The organism is Aquimarina mytili (genome assembly GCF_016735115.1).
In the GTDB taxonomy this organism is placed as follows: Bacteria; Bacteroidota; Bacteroidia; order Flavobacteriales; family Flavobacteriaceae; genus Aquimarina; species Aquimarina mytili.
This window is the reverse complement of sequence record NZ_JAERQJ010000001.1, coordinates 272,361-298,708: the sequence shown is the minus strand read 5'-3', so window position 1 is coordinate 298,708 and position 26,348 is coordinate 272,361. Positions and strand designations below refer to the sequence as shown.

The window sequence follows — 26,348 nt, the reverse complement described above, 5'->3', positions numbered from 1 at the left end:
AAAGCTTAGAGGCATTATATGTTTCTAAGCTTTTTTTATTTTTAAATAGTTAATAATTATGAATAACTTTTACAGAAACGAATCTATGATTTTCTGTATTTTTGAAAGTCTATAAGTAAGGATTTAGACGTTCTCGAAATACACCTTTTATGTACTTAGTTTTTGATACCGAAACTACCGGATTACCAAAGCGATGGGATGCACCTATTAGCGATACTGATAATTGGCCTAGATGTATACAAATTGCCTGGCAATTGCATGATGCTATGGGAAATTGCATCGAACATCAAGACTATTTGGTAAAACCCAAAGGTTTCAACATTCCGTATGATGCGGAAAAGATTCATGGTATCTCTACAGAGCTTGCAGATCATGATGGAATTACGTTAGAAGAAGTTCTTGAAAAATTTAATATCGCGCTATCTAAAACTAAGTTTATCGTTGGTCAAAATGTAGGGTTTGATGTCAATATCATGGGTGCCGAATTTTATCGTTTAGGAGTAGAAAATGATTTACAGAACTTACCCGTTCTAGACACCTGTACCGAGACTACCGCAGAACTTTGTAAAATACCTGGAGGTAGAGGTGGTAAATTTAAACTACCTACGCTTACCGAATTGCATGAACACCTTTTTGGAGTTGCTTTTGGTGATGCGCACAATGCTACAGCCGATGTAGAGGCAACTACACGTTGTTTTCTAGAATTGATTCGGAAACAAATATTTACACTTGAAGAACTTGACGTTCAGCCAGGCTACTTTCAAAATTTCAATGAAAGAAATCCTGAACCCATTCAGCTTATTGGATTAAAACATATTAATCTCAAAAAAGCTTCGCAAAAAATACAAGAAGAGCTTGCAAAAGATCAAACTTCGGATTTATCTCAACAAGAACTAGATCAAAATATTGCCGCACTTGACGAGGTTAACTTTGCGCATTTACATAATCACACACAGTTTTCTGTATTACAATCCACAACCAGTATCCCAGATCTGGTAAAAGTAGCTGCCTCTCACAAAATGAATGCTGTTGCTATGACAGATCATGCTAATATGATGGGGGCCTTCCATTTTGTACAAGCCGTATCTAACCACAATAAAAGTGTTCAGGTAGCAAATGCAGAAGCTCTTGAAAATGGTCAAGAACCAGAAGGTGTTGAAATGAAACCTATTGTAGGTTGTGAATTTTTTGTATGCGAAAATCATAAAGATAAATCCAGAAAAGATAATGGATATCAAATCGTGATGCTCGCAAAAAATAAAAACGGGTACCACAACTTAGCCAAAATGTCTTCTATTGCCTTTGTAGATGGATTCTATTATATCCCAAGAATTGATAGAGAAGTTGTCAAACAATATAAAGAAGATATCATTGTGCTTACTGGTAATCTCTATGGTGAAGTACCTAGTAAGGTTTTAAATATTGGAGAAAAGCAAGCAGAAGAAGCTTTATTATGGTGGCATCAAGAGTTTGGCGATGATCTCTATATAGAAATCATGCGACATAATCAAGAAGACGAAAACAGAGTAAATCAAGTACTTATCGAGTTTTCTAAAAAGCATAATATAAAAACCGTTGCCACAAACAATACATATTATTGCGAAAAGAAAGATGCCAATGCCCATGACATCTTATTATGTGTGAAAGATGGTGAAAAACAAGCAACTCCGATAGGACGTGGTAGAGGATATCGCTACGGATTGCCAAATCAGGAATACTATTTTAAGTCTCAGGAAGAGATGAAGAACCTCTTCAAAGATTTACCAAATGCGATCATTAATATACAGGAAATTGTTAATAAAATAGAGCCTTTCGTACTTGCCAGGGATGTATTATTACCCGCCTTTGATATCCCCGAAGAGTTCCAATCTGACGAAGATAATATTGATGGAGGTAAACGTGGTGAAAATGCGTATTTACGACATATCACTTATGAAGGCGCTAAAATAAGATATGGTGATATCACACCAGAAATTGATGAACGTCTCGATTTCGAGCTTAAGGTAATTGAAAAAACAGGATATCCAGGATATTTTCTTATTGTAGAAGATTTTATTCGTGCTGCGCGAGATATGGGCGTATCAGTGGGGCCAGGGCGTGGGTCAGCAGCTGGGTCTGCTGTAGCATACTGCCTTTGGATTACAAATCTAGACCCTATAAAGTATGACCTGCTTTTTGAGCGTTTTCTAAATCCGGATCGTGTAAGCATGCCCGATATTGATATTGATTTTGATGATGAAGGCCGTGGTCGGGTAATGGATTACGTAATCGAAAAATATGGAGCCAACCAAGTAGCTCAAATTATTACGTATGGTACAATGGCTGCAAAATCTTCGATACGAGATACCGCCAGGGTACTGGATCTGCCTCTTGGTGATGCCGATCGCATTGCTAAGTTGATTCCTAATATGTCAAAGCTTGGAAAAATCTTTGGAGTTGACGAAGCAACCTTAAAGAAAAAATTTAGAAGCGACGAACTAGAAAAAGTTAATGAACTTTTAAATATAGCAGAAGGTTCTGATCTGGAAGCAGAAACTTTAAATCAAGCTCGGGTTTTAGAAGGATCTGTTAGAAATACAGGAATCCATGCTTGTGGTGTAATTATCACACCCGATGATATCACCAAATTTGTTCCCGTAGCGCTAGCCAAGGATTCTGATATGTACTGTACACAATTTGACAACTCGGTTGTAGAAAGTGCAGGCCTTCTCAAAATGGACTTCTTGGGGCTTAAAACCTTAACTTTAATTAAAGATACTGTAAAAATTGTAAAGGCCAAACATGGTGTAGAATTAGATCCAGAGAATTTCCCTCTCGATGATGAAGAAACCTACGCGCTCTTCCAACGTGGAGAAACAGTTGGAGTATTCCAATACGAATCTCCCGGGATGCAGAAATATATGAAAGAGCTTAAACCTACTGTTTTTGCTGATCTAATTGCCATGAATGCATTATACAGACCAGGGCCATTAGAATATATTCCTAGTTTTATTAATAGAAAGCATGGTACTGAAGAAATCATATACGACCTAGAAGCCTGCGAAGAATACCTAAAAGAAACCTACGGTATTACAGTGTATCAGGAGCAAGTGATGCTCTTGTCTCAAAAACTAGCTGATTTTACAAAAGGTGAAGCCGATGTTTTGCGTAAGGCCATGGGTAAAAAACAAAAGGCTGTTCTGGATAAAATGAAACCAAAATTTATCGAACAGGCGGCTGCCAAAGGCCATCCTGAAGATAAACTTGAAAAAATCTGGAAAGATTGGGAAGCTTTTGCAGCCTATGCATTTAATAAATCACACTCTACATGCTATGCCTGGATTGCCTATCAAACTGCATATTTAAAAGCCCATTATCCTGCAGAATATATGGCTGCCGTTCTTTCTAATAACATGAATGATATCAAGCAGGTTACTTTCTTTATGGAAGAATGTAAACGAATGAAATTAGATGTACTGGGTCCAGACGTAAATGAATCCTACCGTAAATTTTCGGTGAATAAGGATGGCGCTGTTCGTTTCGGTATGGGTGCAATAAAAGGTGTGGGTACCGGAGCTGTTGCAACCATTGTAGAAAACCGAAAGGAAGATGGCCCCTATCGATCTATTTTTGATCTGGCAAAACGAATAGATCTTCGCGCAGCTAATAAAAAGGCTTTCGAGAGCTTAGCTCTTGCTGGTGGTTTTGATTCGTTTACAGAAACACATAGAGGGCAATATTTTCATGACGAAGGAGATGGCGTTACCTTTTTAGAAAAAGCAATGCGATATGGATCTAAATATCAGGAAAGCGAAAACTCATCGCAAGTAAGTCTTTTTGGTGAATCAAGTGATGTACAAATTCCAGAACCTATAGTACCCCCTTGTGAAGAATGGGGAACTATGGAAAAATTAGCACGTGAAAAAGAAGTAGTGGGGATATACCTCTCTGGCCACCCACTAGATGATTTTAAATATGAAATGAAATATTTCTGTAATGCTACTTTATTGAATTTTGCAGATTTAGAAAGCAATATTAATAGAGAGCTTTCTTTTGGTGGCGTGATTACTACTGTAGAACATCGTACTTCGAAAAATGGTAAAGGTTGGGCTACTTTTACTGTAGAAGATTATAATACCGCTCACGAATTCAGAATATTTGGAGAAGAGTATCTTAAACATAGGCCATTTTTAGTAAAAAGCACTTTTGTCTATGCTAAAGCTTATGTAAAAGAAGGTTGGGTAAATCGAGACACTGGTAAAAAAGGTGATCCCAGAATACAGTTTAATAGCTTTCAGTTATTACACGATGTCATGGAAACTTATGCCAAAAAATTAACCATTCAATTAGACATCAACAATCTTTCTGACTCAAGAATTGATGGGTTAAAAGAATTACTGACAGAGCATTCTGGAAATCATACGCTAAATTTTGTGATTTATGAGATGGCCGAACAACTGAAATTGCATATGCCAAGCAGAAAACAAAAAGTAAATATCTCTCAGGAACTGCTAGCCGCTTTAGAAAATGATTCTGTGTATTATAAGTTAAACTAAAAAAAGTATTCTGTAAATTTAGCGTATCTTGGTGTTAAGATCTATCCTCTATGCGCAAAAGATTAATCCTTATAGTACCTATATTACTTATTATCATTGGTGCTTCTATATTCTTTTTGATTAAATCAGAAGAAAATGCGGCTACATATGTCCCTATTACACCTATAGCGCAGCATCGTAATGGTATGGAATTTTTTGATTCAGCAATTTGTATAGAATGCCATAAACAGATAGTTGAGGATCACTTAAAAACCGCCCATTATAATTCACTTCAACCAGCCAATGCAAATACAATCAAAGGCAGCTTCGAGAATGACAAAAACAGTTTTAAACTTAACGAGAAGGTAGTATTTAATATGGTTGCTAAGGATAGTGGATTTTATCAAGAACCCGTTATCAATACCCAAAAAACTCCTTTTTATAGTGCTAAAATGGACCTTGTTGTTGGATCAGGAACCAAAGGCCAATCTTACCTTATGTGGAACAATAATAGCTTATTTCAATTACAGGCTTCTTATTTTACTCCTACAAATAGCTGGATAAACAGTCCGGGGGCTCCAGATCAACTTGCCCCTGCAAGACCTGTCATTGAACGTTGCTTAGAATGCCATACAACCTATGCTCAAAACATATCAGGAAGTAAAAAAGGCAATCAATTCCATAGAAAAAATATTGCCTACGGCATTGATTGTCAACGTTGTCATGACACAGTCACTGACCATGTAAAATATCATCAACAAAATCCAGAAGAAAATACAGCTCGGCATATATTAAAATATAGTTCTTTATCCAGACAACAACGACTAGACGCCTGTGCATTATGTCACTCTGGTTTACGTACCAAAACCACAGAGCGTGCTTTTACATTTATGACAGGAGATTCTTTAGAAAACTTTTCTTTTCCGGATTATGATGAATCAAGCCTTGAAGAGCTCGATGTACATGGAAATCAATATGGCCTGCTTAAAGCGAGTACATGTTTTAAAAAGAGTGAAGTGCTGGATTGCTCTTCATGTCACAACCCCCATAAAAAGGAAAGAGGACAATTATCCTTGTTTAATCAAAAATGCATGAATTGCCACGCGTCACTAAACAACCCTACTACTTGTACAGGAGACAAAGTAAAAACACAACAAATGAGTAATAACTGCGTGCAATGCCATATGCCATTAGTCGATAGTAAATCAATGAAAATTCAAGTTAAAGAAGATGAAGAAGTGGCAGTTAAAGTAAGAACGCATCTCATCGGTATCTATAACAACCAAAACTTAGAATAATATATTCTTAATCAAAAAAGCTTCTTGCCCAATTCTCTGCTTCATCTAAACATGTAAAAAAAGTAAAGGCTTCATTCCAAAGTGGTTGTTCTTGCAAAGCTCTTTTTACCTCTTCAGGATTATCAGAAACGATAGCAAAACCAATCATATTCTTTAAGATTCTTCCTTTATATACATTTAAGTCTATATCATGCGGAAATTTTCTATGTGTAATGAAAATGAAATTTCTCCCCCTGTAATACTCTTCTAAGTGCTTAGTGATTTCTCTAGCCGTTTCAACGGTAACCGCTGAGCCATCATGCATAACCAAAATAGCATGAGATTCTTTAAAAGTAAGATTGCAATATGGCAGTTGGGTTTCTTTAATCATGGTTAATCGGCTCCTACAAATATAATGTTAATTTTATTTCAATCACACGATCTTCTCATTAGAATTTATTGTTTATTTGTGGGCAGAATACAATAAAAATTTTGATATATCATTTGATTTAGTACATTGGTATCAGAAAATCAAATAACTCTATAATTAAAACAAATATTACGACTGTAAGCTTTCGCAGAATTATTGACTAATTTTGTGAATATTAAAATAAATAAGAATTATTAAACAATAAATAATATGGCATTAGAAATAACAGATGCTACTTTTGATGAAGTAGTACTAAAAAGCGATAAACCGGTATTGGTAGATTTTTGGGCAGCTTGGTGTGGTCCTTGTAGAATGGTAGGCCCTATTATCGAACAAATTAGTGAAGAATATGACGGAAAAGCTGTTGTTGGTAAAGTTGATGTTGATGCTAACCAAGAATTTGCAGCAAAATATGGAGTGAGAAATATCCCTACGGTTTTAGTTTTCCAAAATGGAGAAGTAGTAGGTCGTCAGGTTGGAGTTTCTCCTAAAAACGTATATGCAGATGCTTTAGATTCGCTTCTGTAAAAACCAAAAACGATACTTAAAAAAAGGCTTGGCATCATGTCAAGCCTTTTTTTGTGAATACCACATTATAAATATGTATCTTTCACATTAAAACAATCAATAAAAAGGGTAGCGTAGCGGCATGGATATTCAAAATGAAATAAATAAAACCGGTGGATTTACAAATCTTGAATTGTTAGCCAAACAAGTGGTCGAAGGTTTTATTTCGGGTATGCACAAAAGTCCTTTTCACGGTTTTTCTGCAGAATTTGCAGAACACAAGGTCTATAATAGTGGAGAAAGTACTAAGCATATCGATTGGAAACTTTTTGCCAAAACAGATAAACTCTTTACCAAAAGATATGAAGAAGAGACCAACCTAAGATGTCATATTATTATTGACAACTCCTCCTCAATGCACTACCCCAAGGTAAAAGAGCATCATCTAGGGTCATTAAATAAAATAAGTTTTTCGGTATTGGCTACAGCTTGTTTGATGAATATTTTAAAAAAACAACGAGATGCTATAGGGCTAAGTATATATAGCGATCAATATGATTATTATGCTCCTGAAAAGGGAAGCGAAAGACATCATCAAATGTTGCTTAACCAACTTAATCAATCCATCACCAATACATCAAGTACTAAAAATACAGATACGTATAGATTTTTACATCTTATTGCAGAAAAAATACATCGAAGGTCGCTGATTTTTTTGTTTACAGATATGTTTCAGTCCACCTCTACTCCGGATAAGTTGTTTGAGGCTTTAAGACATCTTAAATATAACAAGCATGAGGTTATTTTGTTTCATACTTTTGATAGCGAAAAAGAATTGAATTTTGATTTTAGTAATCGCCCTACCCGATTTGTAGATGTTGAAACCGGAGAATTTATTAACCTCTATGCCGATAATATTAAGGAAAATTATCAAAAAGCGGTGTCTTCATACTTTTATGATTTAAAAATGAAATGCGCCCAATACGGAATCAAATATGTAGAAGCCGATACGCGAAAAGATTTTGATAAAATCTTGACTACATATCTGGTTGAAAGACAGAAATTTGCTTAAAGGAGATGAATTAAATTCAAAAAAAATAAAAAAAACATTTGCGGGTAATAAAATGAGGTGTATATTTGCATCCGCAATAAGGCCTTGGTCTGGTAGTTCAGTTGGTTAGAATACCTGCCTGTCACGCAGGGGGTCGCGGGTTCGAGTCCCGTCCAGACCGCAAAATTGCAAAAGCTTCAATAAATATTGAAGCTTTTTTTGGCAATTAAAAATGTTGTGTTGTCTCACGCGTTGCGTGAGTGGTTTAGTAGTAAACCAATGAGAAGCTTTTCCATATTCATTTGGAGAGGCTTTTTTTAGTTTTGAACCACGACGCTTTAAAAACATTGTGTTGTTTTATCACCCTTAACTTTCTTCTATTATACTATCTGTATGAGACATTTGTATTCTTAAACCTTTTTTGACATATGGATTGATTATCACTAATATTTATTTATTTTAAAAAACAAAAAAGCCCGATTGTTAAAAACAACCGGACTACATTAATCTATATTTTCTTACTAATTCTTAAAAGAGGTTTTATCTTCTGGAGCAATATCAGACTTTAAATGCTTTGCAAAAAAGCCCATCATACTCTTGTACAATTCTATTCTATTTTTTTCATGACCAAATCCATGACCTTCATCATATTTAACCATATAAGGAACTTCAAACCCTCTTTCTCTTAAATTGGTTACAATTTGATCAGACTCATTAATATTTACGCGAGGATCGTTTGCTCCCTGAACAACAAAAAGCGGTTTTGTAATTTTATCAACGTTAAGTGCTGGAGAAACTTCCTTCATAATCTGTTGATCCTTTGGATCATTTTCATCATACCACTGTTCATACACCTGTGCCAGATATGGTTTCCAATATGGCGGAAACGACTTGAAAAAAGTAAACAAATTAGAGACTCCTACATAATCCACTCCACATTGATATAGATCTGGAGTCTTAACCATGCTTCCTAAAGTTGCAAGTCCTCCGTAACTACCACCATATATTGCTATACGGTTTTGATCTATAAAACCTAACGATTTTGCATACTGTACTCCATCTTCGAGATCGTCGAGCATCTTACGTCCAATTTGTTTACTTCCTGCTAAATAAAACTTTTTACCATATCCTCCAGATCCTCGATAATTGATTTGCAATGTTGCATATCCTCTACTGGCAAATAATTGTGTTTCTGGATTAAACTCCCAGTAATCTCTCGGTCCATAAGGCCCTCCATGAGGGTTTACAATTAAAGGGACCTTTTTTCCTGTTGTTGCCTCTTTTGGAATAGTTAAATATCCATATAATGTAAACCCATCTCTAGACTTAAATTTAATAGGCCTCATTTCTGCCATATCCTGCTCTTTAAGCTGTGGCATCAAGTTCATGATTTCTTTAAAATTGTCTTTTTTTGTATCATATAGATAATACACTCCATACAACTTATCACTGTCTACATATAACAAATACTTATCTTCTTCGTCCGTTTTGTTGACAATAGAAAAGTCTTTATCTCCAAATTGTTGTTTAAATTTTTGATGTAATGTTTTGTACACCTCACTAACCGGAATAACAACGCTTTTTTCTCCTGTGTAATCAAAATAATCTATTTCATACCCCCGTTTACGAGAACGACTCATACCATCTACATCAAAAACAGGGTTACTAAAGACTTTTTTTAGTACTTCTTTTTTTGCTAAATCGTAAAGTACAATCTCGTCTGTATCATTTTCAAGATTACTCATTACAAAAGCATCGTGTGGGTACTCCGTTGTATAATCAAACCCTAAGATGTAAAAATTATCTTTCCATGTCGTAGTAAGAACTTTTTCAAAAGGTTTATCCTTGGAAATCTTATAGTAAAGCGAGTAGTTCGTTCCGTTCTCTTGCTGACTAAACGCTCTTAAAACTCCTTCTTTATCAAAATCATATCCCGAAATTGGATTGTGAACATCTTTATTTTCATACAGTTTTTCTAGCGCACCAGTATTAATATTTATCTTGTATGGTTCAAATATCTGTTGATTATCTTTATTCATTGTAATAATCATATACTCAGGCTGTTCTTTTAATTCAGATAAAATATCCACCCGAACACCATCAAAAGGAGTAAGGTCTTTTACATTAGTTCCATCTAAATCTACCGCAAAAAGGTGATAATTTTCGTCTCCCCCTTTATCCATAATATAGATCAACCTATTATTATTTGCCCAACCATATCCCCGAATAAGCTCTTCTTTTTCGTCAATAACCCGTTTTACAACCCCTGTTTCAGTATTCTTGACATAGATATGACGTTTACTTGCGTCATCCTTTTCACGATAAGAAAAGTACATTCCATTAGGTGAGAATTGAAAAGAAGATTGTTTTGGTCTTTCAAAATAATCTTGAACCGCATACGCAAAGTTTCCTTTTTCTTGATCTGCCAACATTTTAAGTTCTTCTTTTGATGATACTAAAGAAGGATTTCCAGGTAAACTATCTTGTTTTGTTTGACCAGTAACACCTTGAACTGTAAGGGCCGTTAAAATGATTAAAAAATAAGTTTTCATGATTTGATGATTTGATGATTTGATGATTTGATGATTTGATTGAATATATACTAGATTAATTTTAACTATTTGTTTTACTGCTATTTACTTCATGCTATATCCGAATTTTCAAAATATACCACCTCAAGATATTTCGACTTTCTAAAACAACCTATCCCAATGATCCCATACTTTACTAGCAAACAAAAATAAAAATGCGATGGATACAATAAACTTTAGAAAAGTCCCTGCTAAAAACCCAATAAATGATCCAAAAGCTGCTTTTATAGCCTTAGACGAATCACTGCTATTATTAATTATTTCGCCAATAAATGCTCCTGCAAAGGGACCTATTATAATTCCAAAGGGGCCCATAAATATAATCCCTAGGATAAGCCCTATTGAGCTCCCCACCATACCGTATGTTGTGCCTCCAAACTTTTTAGTTCCCAAGGCAGGAACAATATAATCCAGTGCCCAAACCAGAATAGAAATCCCTAGTGTAATTCCTAAAAAGGTCCAATCTTGTGGGATGGCATCGGTTAAATGAAGAATAAGCAATCCTATCCAGGCAGTAAATGGCCCTGGTAATACAGGTAGAAAACTTCCTATAATACCCAAAAGACAAAACAATAAACCGATTATTAATAAGGCAATATCCATGTTTTTTTATTTATATGACGATATTATTTATGATTTGTTACCGATAAAGTTACCTTCTATCAATCTCATTATTATCATAATCAGTTCACAAATATACTTTTTTTGAACTAAAAAGTTAGTTTAAACTAAAGATTTAGTTATATTTGCTTTCTAAAACTAAAAAATTAGTTCATTACTCTATGAAACAACTTACTAAAGCCGAAGAAGAGGTTATGCAATTGTTATGGAAACTGGACGAAGCCAATGTAGCTTCAATCATTAAAGAAATGCCAGATCCTAAACCTGCTTATAACACCATTTCGACAATTATTAGAATTTTAGAGAATAAGGAATTTGTATCTCATCGCAAAGTTGGAAAAGGCTATATCTACTTCCCTTTGGTAAAAAAAGAAGAGTACAGCAGTCAATCTCTTAACAAGCTCATGAACAACTATTTTAATGGGTCCTTTAGAAATATGGTTTCTTTTTTTGTGAAAAAGAATGACATGGACATTAAAGATTTAGAAGAAATTTTAAAAGAATTAGATAACGATAATTAATTCCCCGATGCTACACTACCTACTACAAATCCTGATATTTCAAGTGCTATTTTTGACACTTTATGATCTATTTCATAAAAAGGATACATTCTTTAGCTGGAATAGACTGTATCTTATTATAACTCCTATTTTATCATTAATTTTTCCATTTATAAAAATTCAAACCTTAAACATATCTACTCCACAAGGATATGTATCACAATTAGAAAGAGTGATTACAATCTCATCTGAAAATCTAACAGTTTTAGGAACAACTGGCACGGAACAAAACCCTATAAATTGGTGGTTGATACTCTATTTTGTGGGTGTAGGGATAAGTCTTTTTACATTAATTCTCAAGTTTCATAAGTTAAACGTTATGCAGGCTTTTTCTTTTACATCTCATATAAAGAATAGGAAAATTGTTACACTTCCTAACAGTACTCAAGCCTTTTCATTTTGGAACACCATTTATTTGGGAGATGGTTTAAGTGAAGAAGAAAAAAAGCAAATCCTGATACACGAAATAGTACATGTAGAACAAAAGCACTCCTTAGATCAATTGTATTTTGAGATTCTCAAAGTCTTCTTATGGTGGAATCCTTTGATCTACATCAATCAATCCAGAATAACGGTCTTACATGAATATCTGGCCGATGCTGCGGTAATATCTTCAATAAGTAAGAAAAACTATATACATCAATTATTGAATGCTACTTTTCAAACTCAAGAAGTTACATTCGTCAATCAATTTTTTAATCAATCATTAATCAAAAAACGAATCCTTATGTTACAAAAAACCAAATCTAAATCAATTGCAAAGTTTAAGTATTTACTATTAGTTCCAGCTATTACAGGTATTTTAACGTACACCTCTTGCAGTCAAAGACCAAATACAAATAAAGAAAAAGAAACAATTGAAGTTGCAGAAGAAATAAAAACTGATCTGGCAGAAAACACAACTAATCAAGAAGAGCCCAGATGTCCAAATCAAAATGCTGAATACAACAAAAATATTGATAACTTCATAGAAATAACAAACGGAGAAAATGCTGAAGTAATTCTTAATGTAATTTCTATCGAGTCTTCAAAAAATATACGTACCATTTATTTAAGCAAAAATCACACCTATAGAATCCAAAACATCCCAGAAGGAAAGTATAAATTAGATATTAAATATGGAGATGGGTACACAGAAAAAATAGTTAATGGAGTTTGTACAGCATTTTTCAAAAATGAAAAATTTAAAGAAACTGGTAATGATATTTTGGATATGAATACTGTAAAAACGGATAAAGGTTTAAATGTTCCTTCTTATAGGCTATCAGTAGATTTAACTGATGACGATCATAAACATGATGAAAATCCTTCTTAATTCAATACATAGATATAGTGAATTAAAAAAGGTTACCTATTGAAGGTAACCTTTTTTGTTATTTAGTGATCATTAGATTTATTCCTTGATCAATATAATCTTATTGGTTTTTTGACCATCGAAAATATTTAAAATATAATATCCAGACGGTAAATCATTTACATCTATCAAACTTCTATTGTCTTTTAATATCACTTCTTTTTGTAAGATTCCTATAGAATTAAAAATCTGAACTCTTGAACCTTTGGATACTCCAGATACTTTTATCCAATCAATTGCAGGATTTGGATATACACTGGTTTTATTAGCCTCATCTTTTGTATCAACAATAGCATTATTACGCTGTACCGATGTACTGGTATACGTAATCACTAACTGTGGAGGGGTGCTACTCGCATTTTCCTTAGATGCAAAGGCAAAGTCATTACCCGAGGTCATGTTAAGCACGAGAGATAATTTATTACCTGATATTGCACCTGCATTTAAATTTACAGTTTTTGCGTTGCCAATTCCATAGGTTGTATTGATATTACCTAGTAATACTCCTACCGAAGGTTTGTTCGTATTAGACAGGTTGCTCTCTGTCCAAGTATTCGAAGTACCTTTATTAACATTTAAATTACCATTACCTGGATCAGAAACTACTTTAAACTTCAGTTCTGCTTTGGATATTGTTCCATTAATGGAAGAAAGATCATACATTAAATATCCAGATCTTCTATTTTGCTCCACTCTAACAATATCACTATTATATCGAGCTGAACCTTGCAAATACGCATCATGAATTGGAGATAAAACTACGGTTTGTATTGTAGGTGTAGCGGATTTTATCGTTACGATTTTGTCAATATTAAACAAATATCCTGATTGTCCATTATAAGCAAACCTTAGCGTTTTCACTCCCGCTGTTAGTGAAACTTTTACAGCGTATTTCTTATAATTATGCCATTGTCCTGTAACAGGAAGCGTTACAGAGCCTACAGCTTTTTCTGCTTCAATAATTTCAACTGTTCCACCTTTACCAGCACTAGAGGCATAAAACTCGAAAGTATACTCTCCGCTTGATGCAACGGTAATATTATACTCGGTGTAATCACCATTTTTAATAAACCCAAGGTTTTGACCAGAAGTACCCGGCGTATTTTCGATACGCACACTTCCTGATTTAGCCGAATAATTTTCAGCTTCAAAATTGCCCGGAATGCCAATATCTCCTGTTGGAGGAGGAGTATCATTTTCAATCTTGATACCTATACCTTGTGATGTTGTAACCGCACCATCGTTATCTGTGGCTTTTGCTGTTATGGTATAATTCCCTGTATTGGTTATCGTAGAAGTTGTTTCATAGGGAGCGGTATTTTCTGTTGCCACCAAATTTCCGTCTATAAAAAACTCCACCTTGGTAATAGTACCATCACTATCAGATGCAGTAGCGGCTAATGGTATTGCGGCCCCTGGTTGATAAACGGCCCCATTAGTAGGAGATGTCATTCCAACTTGTGGTGCATTATTTTCATCACCGCAATCTACTAGTACCTCAGCTGGTCCTGTTCCCGTCGGTTTGGTATAAGCTTTAGATAATACAAATTTATCCATTTCAAATCCATCTTCTCTCATAGAAAATGAAATGGTATGAACTCCCGCTGAGGGTATATTTAAAAATATCTTTTGTTCTTCTCCACAATGATTAGCACCAGTACGCTGTTTACTTTCCCAGGTCCATTGATTTTTACCTGCACACCATTGCATTCTGTTTCCTGATGCTGGCCAATTGCCGTTAAGACCTACATGTACTCCATTATCTTCAGAACCTGTTGAATGGGCTCTTACCCAAACAAAATACTTTCCGGGAGTGGTGAACTTTACTTTATAATTTACAATTGTCATTTGACCTGCTGTATTGCTAAAATTCTCTCCAGCGATCAATGGATCACCATGAGTAACTCTTGTATCGGGCAGAATTTCTAAATATCCTCCACCACTTGCTCCATTTGAATGATCTGGATCTGGATCCGGTGTTGGTGTGGATCCGCTTCCATCAAGTACATACCATTTTCGCTTACCCGTTTTTGATTGACTTGCAAAATGCTCTGCCTCTACAGCTACGATACCATTTTGTTCTAAAGCGGCGCATTGATCTGGTTCTCCTCCTCCATTATCCTTCTTCTTTATCAAGGCAACCCAATCATTATTATCTGGAGCTACCAAAGTATTACCTAATGTGTTTTTAGCTGTTAAATTACCTCCAGCACGAGGGTTATACCATTGCACATCATAATTATTATTTCCCGTGGGCAAACCAAGTCCTGTTGACCCTCCGTTAGGTCTATACACTGCATATATTTCTCCCGCCTTGGCTAATACATAATCATTCCCATCAGATGTAACTCCATCTGCGCTTACCATATCTACCATATAAGGCTGTAAATGATCATTAAAGAATTTAAGTGCATACCCTCCTTCTTTATACTTTTTACCTCTTTTTCTGTGATCATTTCCGTTAATATCACCATCATTATTGGTATAACCACTATAGTATTCTACTCCTGTACCACCGGCTATTAAGGTTGCCCATAGTACTTTATGCCTTACTTCTTTATCAGAAACTCGTACTCCAGTTGAAGCAGGACCTTGCTCATCATTAGCAACAACCCATTTTTTTCCTGCGTTACGAGACTTTTCTAACCATCTTTTTATATCATTATGAACTTTGTTCTTATCGGTTTGAATAGATGCACCCGTTAGCTCAGAATTATTTCCAAGTAACGGATTATATCTTTGATCTTGTTGGCCTGGATAGGTATGAATTACAATATTATGATCGTAAGGATCCACATTTTTGACATATGAAGCAGTGGCCTTAACAACATTATCGGTTAATGTGGTCTCTTCTGTTAAGTTCCAGTTAAGTGCTAAGTGGTGTGAAAATCTAGCAATAAGTTCACGATAATATAACTTTCTTTCTCTTCCGAAACCATTACCATCCATTTTATTATCATTTTCGGTTTCCATAGTTTTGAAATGCAGATAAATTCCCTTTTTATCAGCATATTCCATAACTTTTTCCCATTGAGCCAGTTTGGAAACATCGAAACGATCATGGTGTACCTTACTCCATTGCTGCCCTCTCGATGTATTTCCATACTCTTGCTCCGAAACCTTTAATACATGCGGAAAAACAGCTCCTCCGTCTCCATCGGTGTTCCAGGTTAAAAAAGACATTACATTAGCCCCTTCGCCAGATAGATAGTTAAGCATACCTAATATCTCGGTACCTTTACCATTATTCCACGTATATGCACTTGCATCGGCCGCTACATAATCTCTTTGATGTGGCTGCCAGGTTTTGTTACCAATTTTGTTCAAGTTATTATTAAAACTTGGGGTTGCATCAAAATCAACATAATTAAAAGCATTCTCTGGAGAGTCTGCTCCTGCTTTTACAAACCAATTCCCATTTGGACTAACCGGATTTGTTCCTGTATATCTTAGGTAATGTTGCCCGACATAACGCAGCATTCCTTTATTTTTTGCTCTATGATCTTTACCTGATTTATCAGATTCTGAAACATTAAAAGATCCAGTACTTCCATCCATAAATCCTGCTCCAGACCCACCACCATTAATAGCTACATTAGATCCTGATTTGAATGATGCCGACCAGTTCCAAGTTCCAGGTTGTTCTGGAGCAAAATGTACTCTCCATTTGTTCCCCGAAACACAACTATTATTTTCTGCATTTCCACAGGCAGCATAGTAACCCGGAATTTTATAACTCCTATTACTCCCTTGATGCGTAAACGTAACCTCTAATCGATAATCTGAGAAAGGATTAGGGTTCGCGGTCTCAGAAGTATTAGGACCATTAAATGTTAATGTGACTTTATGCCACCTTTTTAGTTCTCCTTCGGGGGTTTGAGCTTTTGATACTAGCCCAAGAAGGAGAAACGCAATTAAAAAATTGAGTTTGTTAAGTTTCATAATTAAATTAATTCTAGTTAAACGTATATTTCTGTGTTAATAAATTCCCATTATGTATTAAATACAAGTCAACTAGGGGTAGAAAAGTGAAGTGCCGCCACCTCATTTATATTATCATCTATCGGTTAACAATTATTTTATTGGTTTTTAAAACTGCTTTATTAGGTATTGTTATTTATTTTTTAATGTTCGTTTTATCAAAGAATGCCTGCCTTGTTGAATTCTTAGAAAATAGATTCCATCGACTTCCTTCCTATATCAATATGTTGTTAGAATTATTTTTTTATGATTTGTTTTGTTTTGGTTTCTTTATCATGATATACTTTTACAAAATATAGCCCGGATATAAGATCCGTGGTATTAAGTTCTATTTGCTTTACTTTAGATTGAACATTAACAGTTCTTAGTACTCTTCCGGTTATATCTACCAAATTGATTCTAGCTCCGTTAAGAAGATCTTTTCCACTAATCACTAATTTGTCTTGAACTGGATTTGGGAATGTTTTTATGCTCAAACCAGTTGACGATAACTGTCCTTGTGGCAATCCTTCGCAAGTAGGAGCTGTAGTACTATTACTGAAATAAATAGTAAAACCACCAGTTACTGAAACTAAAGCAAAATTATCTCCATCTATGGTTGCATAATATGCTCCATCTAGATTAGGAAATCCTGTGCCTGAAAGTGTAATCCCTGGTTGAGGCGAGTTAAAGTTCTGACTTGTAATATTATTTAATAAGTTGTTCCACCAACCTGGAGTCCCATTATTCGCATTCATAGAGAATTGCCACAATCCATTATTTGTCAAATCCCAATTGATCGTGAAGTTGGTTACATTACTTAAATCCGGTCCTCCATTCCCTAAAACATAAATTTTACTATAAGGAACATTAGCTATGGTTGGTAGTGGGTTTGCTAAAGGAGCTCCAAAGTTACAATTACCTCCAGAAGTGGGCTCGGTAATTGTAATTAGTTGCGTAGCAGTATCCGAAATCCCGTTGGCATTTGAAACTGTTACCGTAACAGTATAATCCCCAGCCGTTGTATAATCGTGAGCAATTGCAACGCCTCCTCCTGTAGATCCATCACCAAAATCCCAAGTATACGTCAATATGCTTCCATCTGAAATTGTTGACCCTGAAGCATCAAAATTAATTGTTGCTGGAGCAACTGCAGTGCTAACATCTACCGCAATATTTGCAGTTACTACAGGTGTGCTTGTATCGTTAACTGTAATGTTTACTGTTTCAGTATCACTTAATTTACCATCGCTAACAGTGAGTACTACTAGATAAGTTCCTACTTCATTAAATAAGTGAGATACTGCACTTCCCATAGCAGTTGTATTATCTCCAAATTCCCATGAGTATGTTAATGTATCACCATCTGGATCTGAAGATGTTGTAGCATCAAACTGAACTGTTAAAGGTGTATTACCAGATGTAACTGAAGGTGTAAATCTTGCAACCGGTGGTCTATTATCTGTAGCTCCAACTACATTAGGAATAATAGGTGCCTGATACGGTTTTAAAACATCTAATTTCCATTGATTAACAGACGACCAATCATCTTTTAAAATTCCTCCAGTGTCACCAGAATTAGGGTTCATACTCCAAAATGTCCAGGAATAAATATCTCCCATAAATCCTGTAAATTCTGTAAACCATGTAAAGGCTATACCACCAAAAGCATCCTGGTCTTTTATCCCAAACTCTCCTAAAAATATAGGTGAAGTTCCTTCATTGTATAGATAATGGTAATTATCGTTCCAAATTTGTGGCATATTTTGCGGAAAATTAGGAGCATCAAACCAATCTTGTGGAGCAACTTCTGGACCATACTCATGTGCAGAATACATTAACTTGCTAGGATCAGATAATTGAACAGGGTATTTTTTTGCTCCCATAAGCTGTCCTCCCCACCAATATGAATTTCCTTCAAACTCTCCTACACCTTCTACAATAATTAACACATTTGGATTTACCTTAAGAATTTCATTTCCACAACGTTCTGCGGCTTTATTCCAGTCGGTTGCAGGATTGCTATTACCCCAAGATGATCCATGAGGTTCATTATTAAGATCCATACCTACAACGGCTGAAAAATCTTTATATCTATTAGCCATAAAAATCCAATCATTGATCCATCTTTCTTCAGAATATTCTGGAGTATACCAGAACTTTTCATTTAAAAAACCATCAGCTGCTCTGGAATGATTATCCAAAACTATTTTCATATCATTTTCCTGGCACCATCTTACAAAAATGTCCATTAATTCAATTGGCTTGGTTACTTTGCTTTCCTCTTCATTCATAGGGGATATCCCTGTATAAGCATCACTACCATAAGAAGGTACATTAATAGTTACACCAGGGTTAAGCATTTCATTACACCAAGGAACCCTAATGGTATTAAACCCAAGATCTTTGATCTGTTGTAAAACACTTTTCATATCCCGAGTCCATATCCCATGAGGGAAATAATTTTGGGTTTCAAATCCGAACCAATTCACTCCAGTCAAACGAACTTCTTTACCTTGAACATCAAATAATTTGTTACCCGAAACAGATAAAAAATTCTGTTGCTGTGCAGATATACTACTACTTAAACTAAGTACTAGTAACCCTAGTAGTATTAGGGTTTGTTTTATATTTATAATTGTATTTTTCATTTCATTGAGAGTAGTATAAAAGAGAGAGGTACTCTAACCTCTCTCTTTTGTATTAATTAAAAAAACTATCTATTAACTATTACTTTATTTCTAGATATCTCACCTGTAGTTGCATTAGAAACCTCTAGTATATAGATACCTGAAGGCACCCCATCAACAGAGATTCGAGCCTGTACTTGTTGACTATTTCTTAAGTTTTTAGACCTAACTACATTACCCGTCAAATTAATTAATCGAATTGAAAGGTTGTTAACTTTAGAAGTACTAGATTTACCAATTCCTGTTGATAACGGAGCTGATATATTGATAAAACTTGAAGCAGGATTAGGACTTACTAGAACATCAACCATATTTGATACTCGATTGGAAGGTGCAGTAGTTGTTTCACCAAAAAAGAAACCATATTCTGCATTGGCTAAAGCAACTTCAATCTGTGCCCAACTTCTATGATATCTTTGTGTATACTCTTGTCCGGCATTGTATGCAGTTTGTAATCGATCAAACTCTGGGTCGTTTCTCAAATCTGATCTGATATCTAAAAACGATACTCCAGGTTGTACTACATCACCATTAGGCATTATACCGTTAAATCCTTGTGGCACATATACTTCCTGCTCAAAAATTCTACTGAAATCTCCACGATTTTCTGGAGAAGACACTCCTTTTTCATCTCTATACGTGGTCCACATTCTGTCTAGAACTTCTTTAGCAAGATCTCTAGCATCAGTATCTAAAGTAGCATGCTTTTGTGTAGCTGCTGCATAATAAATTAAGGCTTTTGCCATAGATGCTGCAACTCCGAGATCTTGACTATAACCGGTTACTGTAACACTAAGATTACTATTGGTTCCTGGGTTAGTTGGATCCCAGGTATCTGGTTCTCCAGTCCATTCTAATGTAGCAGGAATTTCGAAATCATTAGCTGCAATAAGTCTTACTTCACTTTTTACCCAATCTACCCATTTATCCATTAGGTTTTTGGCCATTGCATCATTAGTTATATAATAATACTCTGCTACACGTTCCATAGACCATGCTTGCCATCCAAACCAAGTACCACTTCCCGGGTCTTCGTAAACTGGATTATCATCGTAAGCCATATCATAGAAAGTAGATTTACCTGCAGGATAAGGACTATAGTCTCCATTCCAGCTATTGGTAGCTCCACCAGCAATCGCTCCTTCTCTAGATTGTAACCATGTGTAGAATTCCATTTGTCTTTTAAGACTTTCTGTCCAGTCTCTTTTTCCGTTTTGAGATTTTGGTTCAAACTCTTGTACCTGACTCATTGCATATGCAGCAATAGGGTTTTGATATCCAAAATGACAATGACTAGAACCAATTCTAAAAGCCCATTGAGAAGCAGGATCTGCAGAACCACCCCATGACATATACCAAGACATTAAATAATGTGCACTATTATATCCTGTTCCGGCTCCGCTTGTTGCACTTTGCACTCCTAGCGGTTTGAAATATTTATCAAACATTGCCAACCTTAAATAGTCTCCCATTTTTGTAGCTTTATCCAGGTCTAAACTTGCTAAACTAATTCCTTGTTCTTTGGCATATACTTGCGCCCAATACATTGCTTGAACAGCCCTGGCATCTGCATCTGGAGCACTAGTGTATCTCCATTGTTTTGCATAATTCTGATCTTCGATAAAAAGTGGTAAATAGCCATTTGTACCTCCCCAGTCAAAACTCTCCCACGATGGATGTGGAACTGTTTCGTAAACCGATTCTTGCTCTCCTCTCTGAAAGGTATTGATATAAGAAGGTGTACTTATACCATCTCCTCGATTTCCAAATCCATAGAAGTTATCATTGTCTAATAACCAATGCATTTGATAAATATCAGCTCCGTATGCTGCTGTTAAATCTGGTGAAACCGGATCAGAACCCACTGGAGCACTAAATTCTAACGGTGCAGGATAACTACTTGGAAGAGCAAACTCTGCCGCATATGCTGCGGGTGAAGAAGGGTTATATGCCGCATTTGTAGGTTGATCTGCCTTTGTAGGAATAATAAATTGCTCAATTTTATCCCAAACGTTACCTAATGGAGCCCAATCACCAGTTACTCTACCATTCATTACCTCTAACCATAACCAATATGAATACAGCTCACTTGTTGACTCATGACCATGATCAGGTGCTTCAACGATGAGTGTTTCTATAGAGTGATGCGGAGAACCATCTGCACTGAAATATCCATTAGCAGGGTCATAGAACTCATTTCTCATTTCAATGAAACGATTTACATATTCATTATCACCCGTAGGAGGATTAATAATGATGTCTCCATCGGTTACACTAATTGAAATTACTGCTGTATCTTCTCCTCCTTTTCCATCTGAAACAGTTAAGTTAACTTCATAAGTTCCTTTTGAAGTAAAGGTGTTATCAGTTATTGCACCAGTTCCAGAATTTCCGTCTCCAAAATTCCAATCATATGTAAGAGTATCTCCATCGACATCTGTAGACCCAGAAGCGTCAAAGGTTACAACTAATGGAGCTTCTCCAGAAATAGGGGTTGCAGAAATATCTGCTACTGGTGGTGTATTTCCTGAACCTCCACACGTTGGAGCGGTTGTTGAAGTACTAAAATAAATGGTAAATCCACCTGTTTTTGATACCATTGCAAAATTACCCTGATCTTGTGTAACCCAATAAGAACCGTCTAAACCTGTAATTCCAGTTCCAGAAAATGTTGCATCTGGATTAGCAGTATTGAAACTATATGTAAGACTACTTCTTAAATCTACATACCAATTTGGCTGTCCGTTATTTGTATTTATAGAAAGTACATATAATCCATTATTTGCCAAATCCCAGTTAATATTAAACTTGGTAACATTATCAAGATTTGGACCGCCATTTCCTAAAACATAAATATTCTCAAATTCAGAATTAATAGATGGTAAAGCATTTGCTAATGGTGTTCCAAAAGTACAATCTCCACCTGTTGAAACGGGATTTCTTACCACTTCTATGCTATTAGACAAATCGAATTCACCAGTTAAACCAGAAAGTAATCCGTCTTGTGCTAGGCCAGTAATCATTCCATTATAACTTATATTATAAATAAAACAACTTCCAACGCCAGCTCCATCAAAATCAACAACTTCTGGTGTAGGCGGCAATCCTAATATTTTTCCCTGATCATCGGTTATAATCCACTGGCTAGTTTCTCCAATATTTCCAGTACGCGTAATACCAGATACATTATCTGCAACTCCATCTCCTACTGTAAATACGAATGGACCGCCTGCAATTGTTCCTCCATCGACAGTAGGGTTAGTAATCACAGGATTTCTTACAACTTCTATGCTATTAGATAAATCAAAATCCCCGGCTAAACCAGAAAGTAATCTATCTTGTGCTAGACCAGTAATTGTTCCATTATAACTTACATTGTAAATAAAGCAACTTCCAACGCCAGCCCCGTCAAAATCAACGGCTTCTGGTGTAGGTGGCAATCCTAATATTTTTCCCTGATCATCGGTTATAATCCACTGGCTGGTTTCTCCAATATTTCCCGTACGCGTGATCCCAGATACATTATCTGCAACTCCATCTCCTACTGTAAATACGAATGGACCGCCTGCAATTGTTCCTCCATTTACAGAAGGAGGAGTAACAACACCACAATCAGGCGCAGTTGCAGTAGTACTAAAATAAATTGTAAATCCACCGGTTTGTGATACTAATACAAAATTACCGTTATCTATAGTTACCCAATATGTTCCATCTAAACCAGAAAACCCAGATCCCGTAATTGTAATTGCGGGCTCTGCCGAATTAAAGTTTTGTGTAACTTTTGGTAAGAAATCGTTCCACCAACTAGGAATACCATTATTAGTATTCATCGAGAATTGATATAATCCATTATTGGCTAGATCCCAATTGATATTAAAATTGGTTACATTGTCCAGATTTGGACCACCATCTCCCAATACAAAAATATTGGTAAACTCTGTATTAATTGCTGGTAAAGCTTCAGCGGTTGGTGTACCAAAAGTACAGCTTGCATTACCGTCTGTAGCAGTTACAGTCTTTATTTCTGAGCTGCTTCCAACAGAGTTAGTAACAGTAAGCGTAACAGTGTATGTTCCTACTTCAGTAAAAGAAGTAGTTGCTGTAGCTCCCGTTGCAGTTAATCCATTTCCAAAATCCCAGGAATACGATAAAGTACCTCCCGTTGGGTCGGTAGAAGCTGATGCATCAAAAGAGACATCAAAAGGAATTGTTCCAGAATCAGTACTAGTCGTAAAACTTGCTACCGGACTTCCATCGGTAACATTAATTGTTGTTGTTTTTGTTCCTGTTTTACTTCCATCATTAACTGTTAATGTCGCAGTATATTCACCAACTGTAGAATACGCATGGGTAACTGTTACTCCGGTTCCTGTACTTCCATCTCCAAAATCCCAAGTATAGGTAAGTGTATCTCCATTCTCATCAGAAGATGTTGATCCGTCAAAACTAACAGTTACAGGAGCAATACCCGTAGTTGGTGTTGCCGTAAAATTTGCTACCGGTGCAATATTACCATCAGATACAGTGATTGTTTTACTAACTTCTGAGGAAATATTTTGTCCATCGCTAACGGTAAGCGTCACTAAATATGAACCAATCTGTGAGTAGGTAATCAAAGGATCTACGACTGACGATGTTTGTCCATTACCAAAATTCCAATTGTACGATAATACGTCTCCATTAGGATCTGAAGATGCCGAAGCATCAAATTGAACATCCAATGGTGAAACACCAGATTCTGGAGTTGCCGTAAATGATGCTATTGGAGTATTACCGGCATCTGGCTCATTACCAAATACAAGTACTCCATTATCATATACTGGAATATTAGTACTTTCAATTTCTGTACCTCCAATTCCTTGAGCAGACCAATCATTTGATGTATCATAAGGAACTCCGTTTGATACCCTAAAATTAAGTTGTGTTTCTCTTCTAAATTGTGGATCTCCAATCGGAGCAATTTGCTCACCTGTCAGAGAAACTTCTGCATAATAAATATTTCTACTGGCGTCCCAGGTCCCTATAGTTATGGTACTAGAACCTTGAACCGCATTTAGAGTTGGTTGATAATCTGCAATTGTTAAGCCTTGCGCCACACCTTCAGAGATATCAAAAAAGTATCTGTAAGAAAGCTTATCTGTAACTCTTGCTGGCCATGCAGTTCTATTTTGTACTCGAATTTGAACAGTACTCCCGGAAGCATTATTACTATTAAATTTTGACATAGTTCTTACTTCAGCCCGATTTGGAATCCCTGCTGAAGCCGGTGGAAAGTTGGCTAATGGTGTACCCCCAAAAGCACCATACATCCATGCCAGAACACCTGTTATTCCTGCATTGTAATCACAAGCCACTTCATTGGCAATAAATTCACATCTGTCATCTGCGAAACCATCATTTGCAGGACTTTTAGGCCCTCCAACAACAGCACCATACAAAATATGACTTGAAGCATCTGGTACTCCAGAGCAATTGTTCGTCCATCCGCCATGAGCACCTCTGTGATGTGGTTTATTTGCTGGATCATTACCAAAGCCTATCATGAAGCTTCGATTGATAGGATTGTTTCCTAACGTATAATCAGCCATAAACTTTGCATAATTTCTATAGGCTGTTTGTTGTGAAGCATTTGTTGATACCTTATCACTATACACAAGGGCTAAGAAAGCTTCATTATTAGCGTATCTAAGGGTCCCCCATTGTCGTATATGTGGAAGACCTCCTGGAGTTGTTGGAACTACATCACCATTAACCCCTACACCAGTCCACCAATCTAGGTTTCGCTCTGCATCTTGCTTATACTTATCTTTGCCTGTAAGAATTGACATAAGTACATAGGCTCCATATGCCTTGTCATCCCATGAAAACGCCTCCTTATACTTTGCTGTAGCGCTTTGACCCTCTCTTTGCATATTATCATACTCTGCTTCAGCTTTAACCAGATATTTGTTATCATTTGTTGCTCGATATAACCACGCTGCACCCCATACGATTTCATCTTCGAAATTACTGAATGAGCGATAAAAACCTGCAGCATCTGTTATAGAATTAGAATATGCTTCTCTTACTTGATCAGCATATGCATATAATTCCTCGGCACTTTGTAATAAACGAGCACTATATGCTGGATCATCATCTTTTAATAAGATACTCACGGCTGCAAGTGCAGCTGCAGTTTCTCCGGCTAAATCAGATCCACCATTAACTCCAGAGATTTTAAATGATTCTCTTGGTTGCGGATTAACCTCTGCCGGCCCCCACCACGCATGATCAATACCACCTGCAGCTACCTGTCCCCATAATTCTTGAGGCCCTGTGTGACATTTCAGAAAGTAATCAGTTACAAACCGAAGGTTTCTTTTTAAGATATCATATTGACCCGCTTGTATATACGCATCTTTAAATTCAATACCGCCCCAAGCCAATGTGGTTACCGAGTACGCCATTGGGAAGTTAAATTTTACATGATCTCCGGCATCATACCAGCCTCCGGTGAGATCCAGCCCAACATCGGATCCATCATTTAATGCAGAATCTCCTCTCCAAGGTACTCTATTCCAATCAGGTAAAGGTCCCGATTGTTGAGCCTCATAAAAGAAGATTGATTTTTGGAGCGCCTCTCCGTAATTAAACTGTGCGGTCGTTAAATTACAACACAGCAAGCACAAAATTAGTAGTGTGCCTAATTTTATAAAATTCTTCATAATCATTCTTGATTTGTATGTTTATTACTGTTTAACCATTAGTTGATGTTTGTTTACTTTTTAAAATCAAATATCCTGTGGTGTGATAT

At 36.0% G+C, this 26,348-nt stretch carries 12 protein-coding genes and 1 tRNA gene; 7 read left to right on the top strand and 6 right to left on the bottom strand.

Annotated elements, in window-relative coordinates:
• Positions 1-149 precede the first annotated feature (149 nt).
• Positions 150-4,535, top strand: coding sequence for a DNA polymerase III subunit alpha (dnaE, locus tag JJQ60_RS01335; RefSeq protein ID WP_201916150.1), 4,386 nt, complete (start codon positions 150-152; stop codon positions 4,533-4,535).
• A gap of 50 nt (positions 4,536-4,585) precedes the next feature.
• Complete coding sequence (locus tag JJQ60_RS01330) at positions 4,586-5,812, top strand: cytochrome c3 family protein (RefSeq protein ID WP_201916149.1); 1,227 nt, start codon at positions 4,586-4,588, stop codon at positions 5,810-5,812.
• 7 nt (positions 5,813-5,819) lie between these two features.
• Here JJQ60_RS01330 and JJQ60_RS01325 read toward each other — a convergent pair whose 3' ends face one another.
• Positions 5,820-6,182: a hypothetical protein gene (locus JJQ60_RS01325; RefSeq protein WP_201916148.1), complete on the bottom strand. Its 363-nt coding sequence runs from the start codon at positions 6,180-6,182 to the stop codon at positions 5,820-5,822.
• 249 nt (positions 6,183-6,431) lie between these two features.
• Here JJQ60_RS01325 and trxA point away from each other — a divergent pair, with 249 nt between their 5' ends.
• The 3 genes from trxA to JJQ60_RS01310 all read left to right on the top strand — a co-directional run bounded on the left by trxA (position 6,432) and on the right by JJQ60_RS01310 (position 7,960).
• Positions 6,432-6,749, top strand: a complete 318-nt coding sequence (trxA, locus tag JJQ60_RS01320; RefSeq protein WP_201916147.1) for a thioredoxin — start codon at positions 6,432-6,434, stop codon at positions 6,747-6,749.
• A gap of 121 nt (positions 6,750-6,870) precedes the next feature.
• Positions 6,871-7,800 (top strand): DUF58 domain-containing protein, encoded by a 930-nt coding sequence (locus JJQ60_RS01315; protein ID WP_201916146.1) that lies wholly within the window; start codon positions 6,871-6,873, stop codon positions 7,798-7,800.
• Positions 7,801-7,886: 86 nt separating this feature from the next.
• A tRNA-Asp gene (locus JJQ60_RS01310) sits at positions 7,887-7,960 on the top strand.
• A 340-nt stretch (positions 7,961-8,300) separates the two neighbouring features.
• On the opposite strand, the gene JJQ60_RS01305 is transcribed toward JJQ60_RS01310, so the two are convergent.
• Positions 8,301-10,331 carry a S9 family peptidase gene (locus JJQ60_RS01305; RefSeq protein WP_201916145.1) on the bottom strand — a complete coding sequence of 677 codons (2,031 nt, stop codon included), beginning with the start codon at positions 10,329-10,331 and terminating at the stop codon, positions 8,301-8,303.
• A gap of 141 nt (positions 10,332-10,472) precedes the next feature.
• A complete protein-coding gene (locus JJQ60_RS01300; protein WP_201916144.1) occupies positions 10,473-10,973 on the bottom strand; it encodes a DUF456 domain-containing protein in 501 nt (166 codons plus the stop codon).
• A 179-nt stretch (positions 10,974-11,152) separates the two neighbouring features.
• Between JJQ60_RS01300 and JJQ60_RS01295 the strand changes: the two genes are divergently transcribed.
• Positions 11,153-11,512 carry a BlaI/MecI/CopY family transcriptional regulator gene (locus tag JJQ60_RS01295; RefSeq protein ID WP_201916143.1) on the top strand — a complete coding sequence of 120 codons (360 nt, stop codon included), beginning with the start codon at positions 11,153-11,155 and terminating at the stop codon, positions 11,510-11,512.
• 7 nt (positions 11,513-11,519) lie between these two features.
• Positions 11,520-12,866: a M56 family metallopeptidase gene (locus JJQ60_RS01290; protein WP_201916142.1), complete on the top strand. Its 1,347-nt coding sequence runs from the start codon at positions 11,520-11,522 to the stop codon at positions 12,864-12,866.
• 78 nt (positions 12,867-12,944) lie between these two features.
• Here JJQ60_RS01290 and JJQ60_RS01285 read toward each other — a convergent pair whose 3' ends face one another.
• From JJQ60_RS01285 to JJQ60_RS01275, 3 genes are all read right to left on the bottom strand, one after another.
• Positions 12,945-16,847 carry a carbohydrate-binding protein gene (locus JJQ60_RS01285; protein ID WP_201916141.1) on the bottom strand — a complete coding sequence of 1,301 codons (3,903 nt, stop codon included), beginning with the start codon at positions 16,845-16,847 and terminating at the stop codon, positions 12,945-12,947.
• A 275-nt stretch (positions 16,848-17,122) separates the two neighbouring features.
• Entirely contained in the window at positions 17,123-19,516 is a 2,394-nt protein-coding gene (locus JJQ60_RS01280) for a cellulase family glycosylhydrolase (protein WP_236669002.1), read from the bottom strand.
• Between the two features lie 65 nt (positions 19,517-19,581).
• Complete coding sequence (locus JJQ60_RS01275) at positions 19,582-26,259, bottom strand: glycoside hydrolase family 48 protein (protein ID WP_201916140.1); 6,678 nt, start codon at positions 26,257-26,259, stop codon at positions 19,582-19,584.
• Positions 26,260-26,348 lie beyond the last annotated feature (89 nt).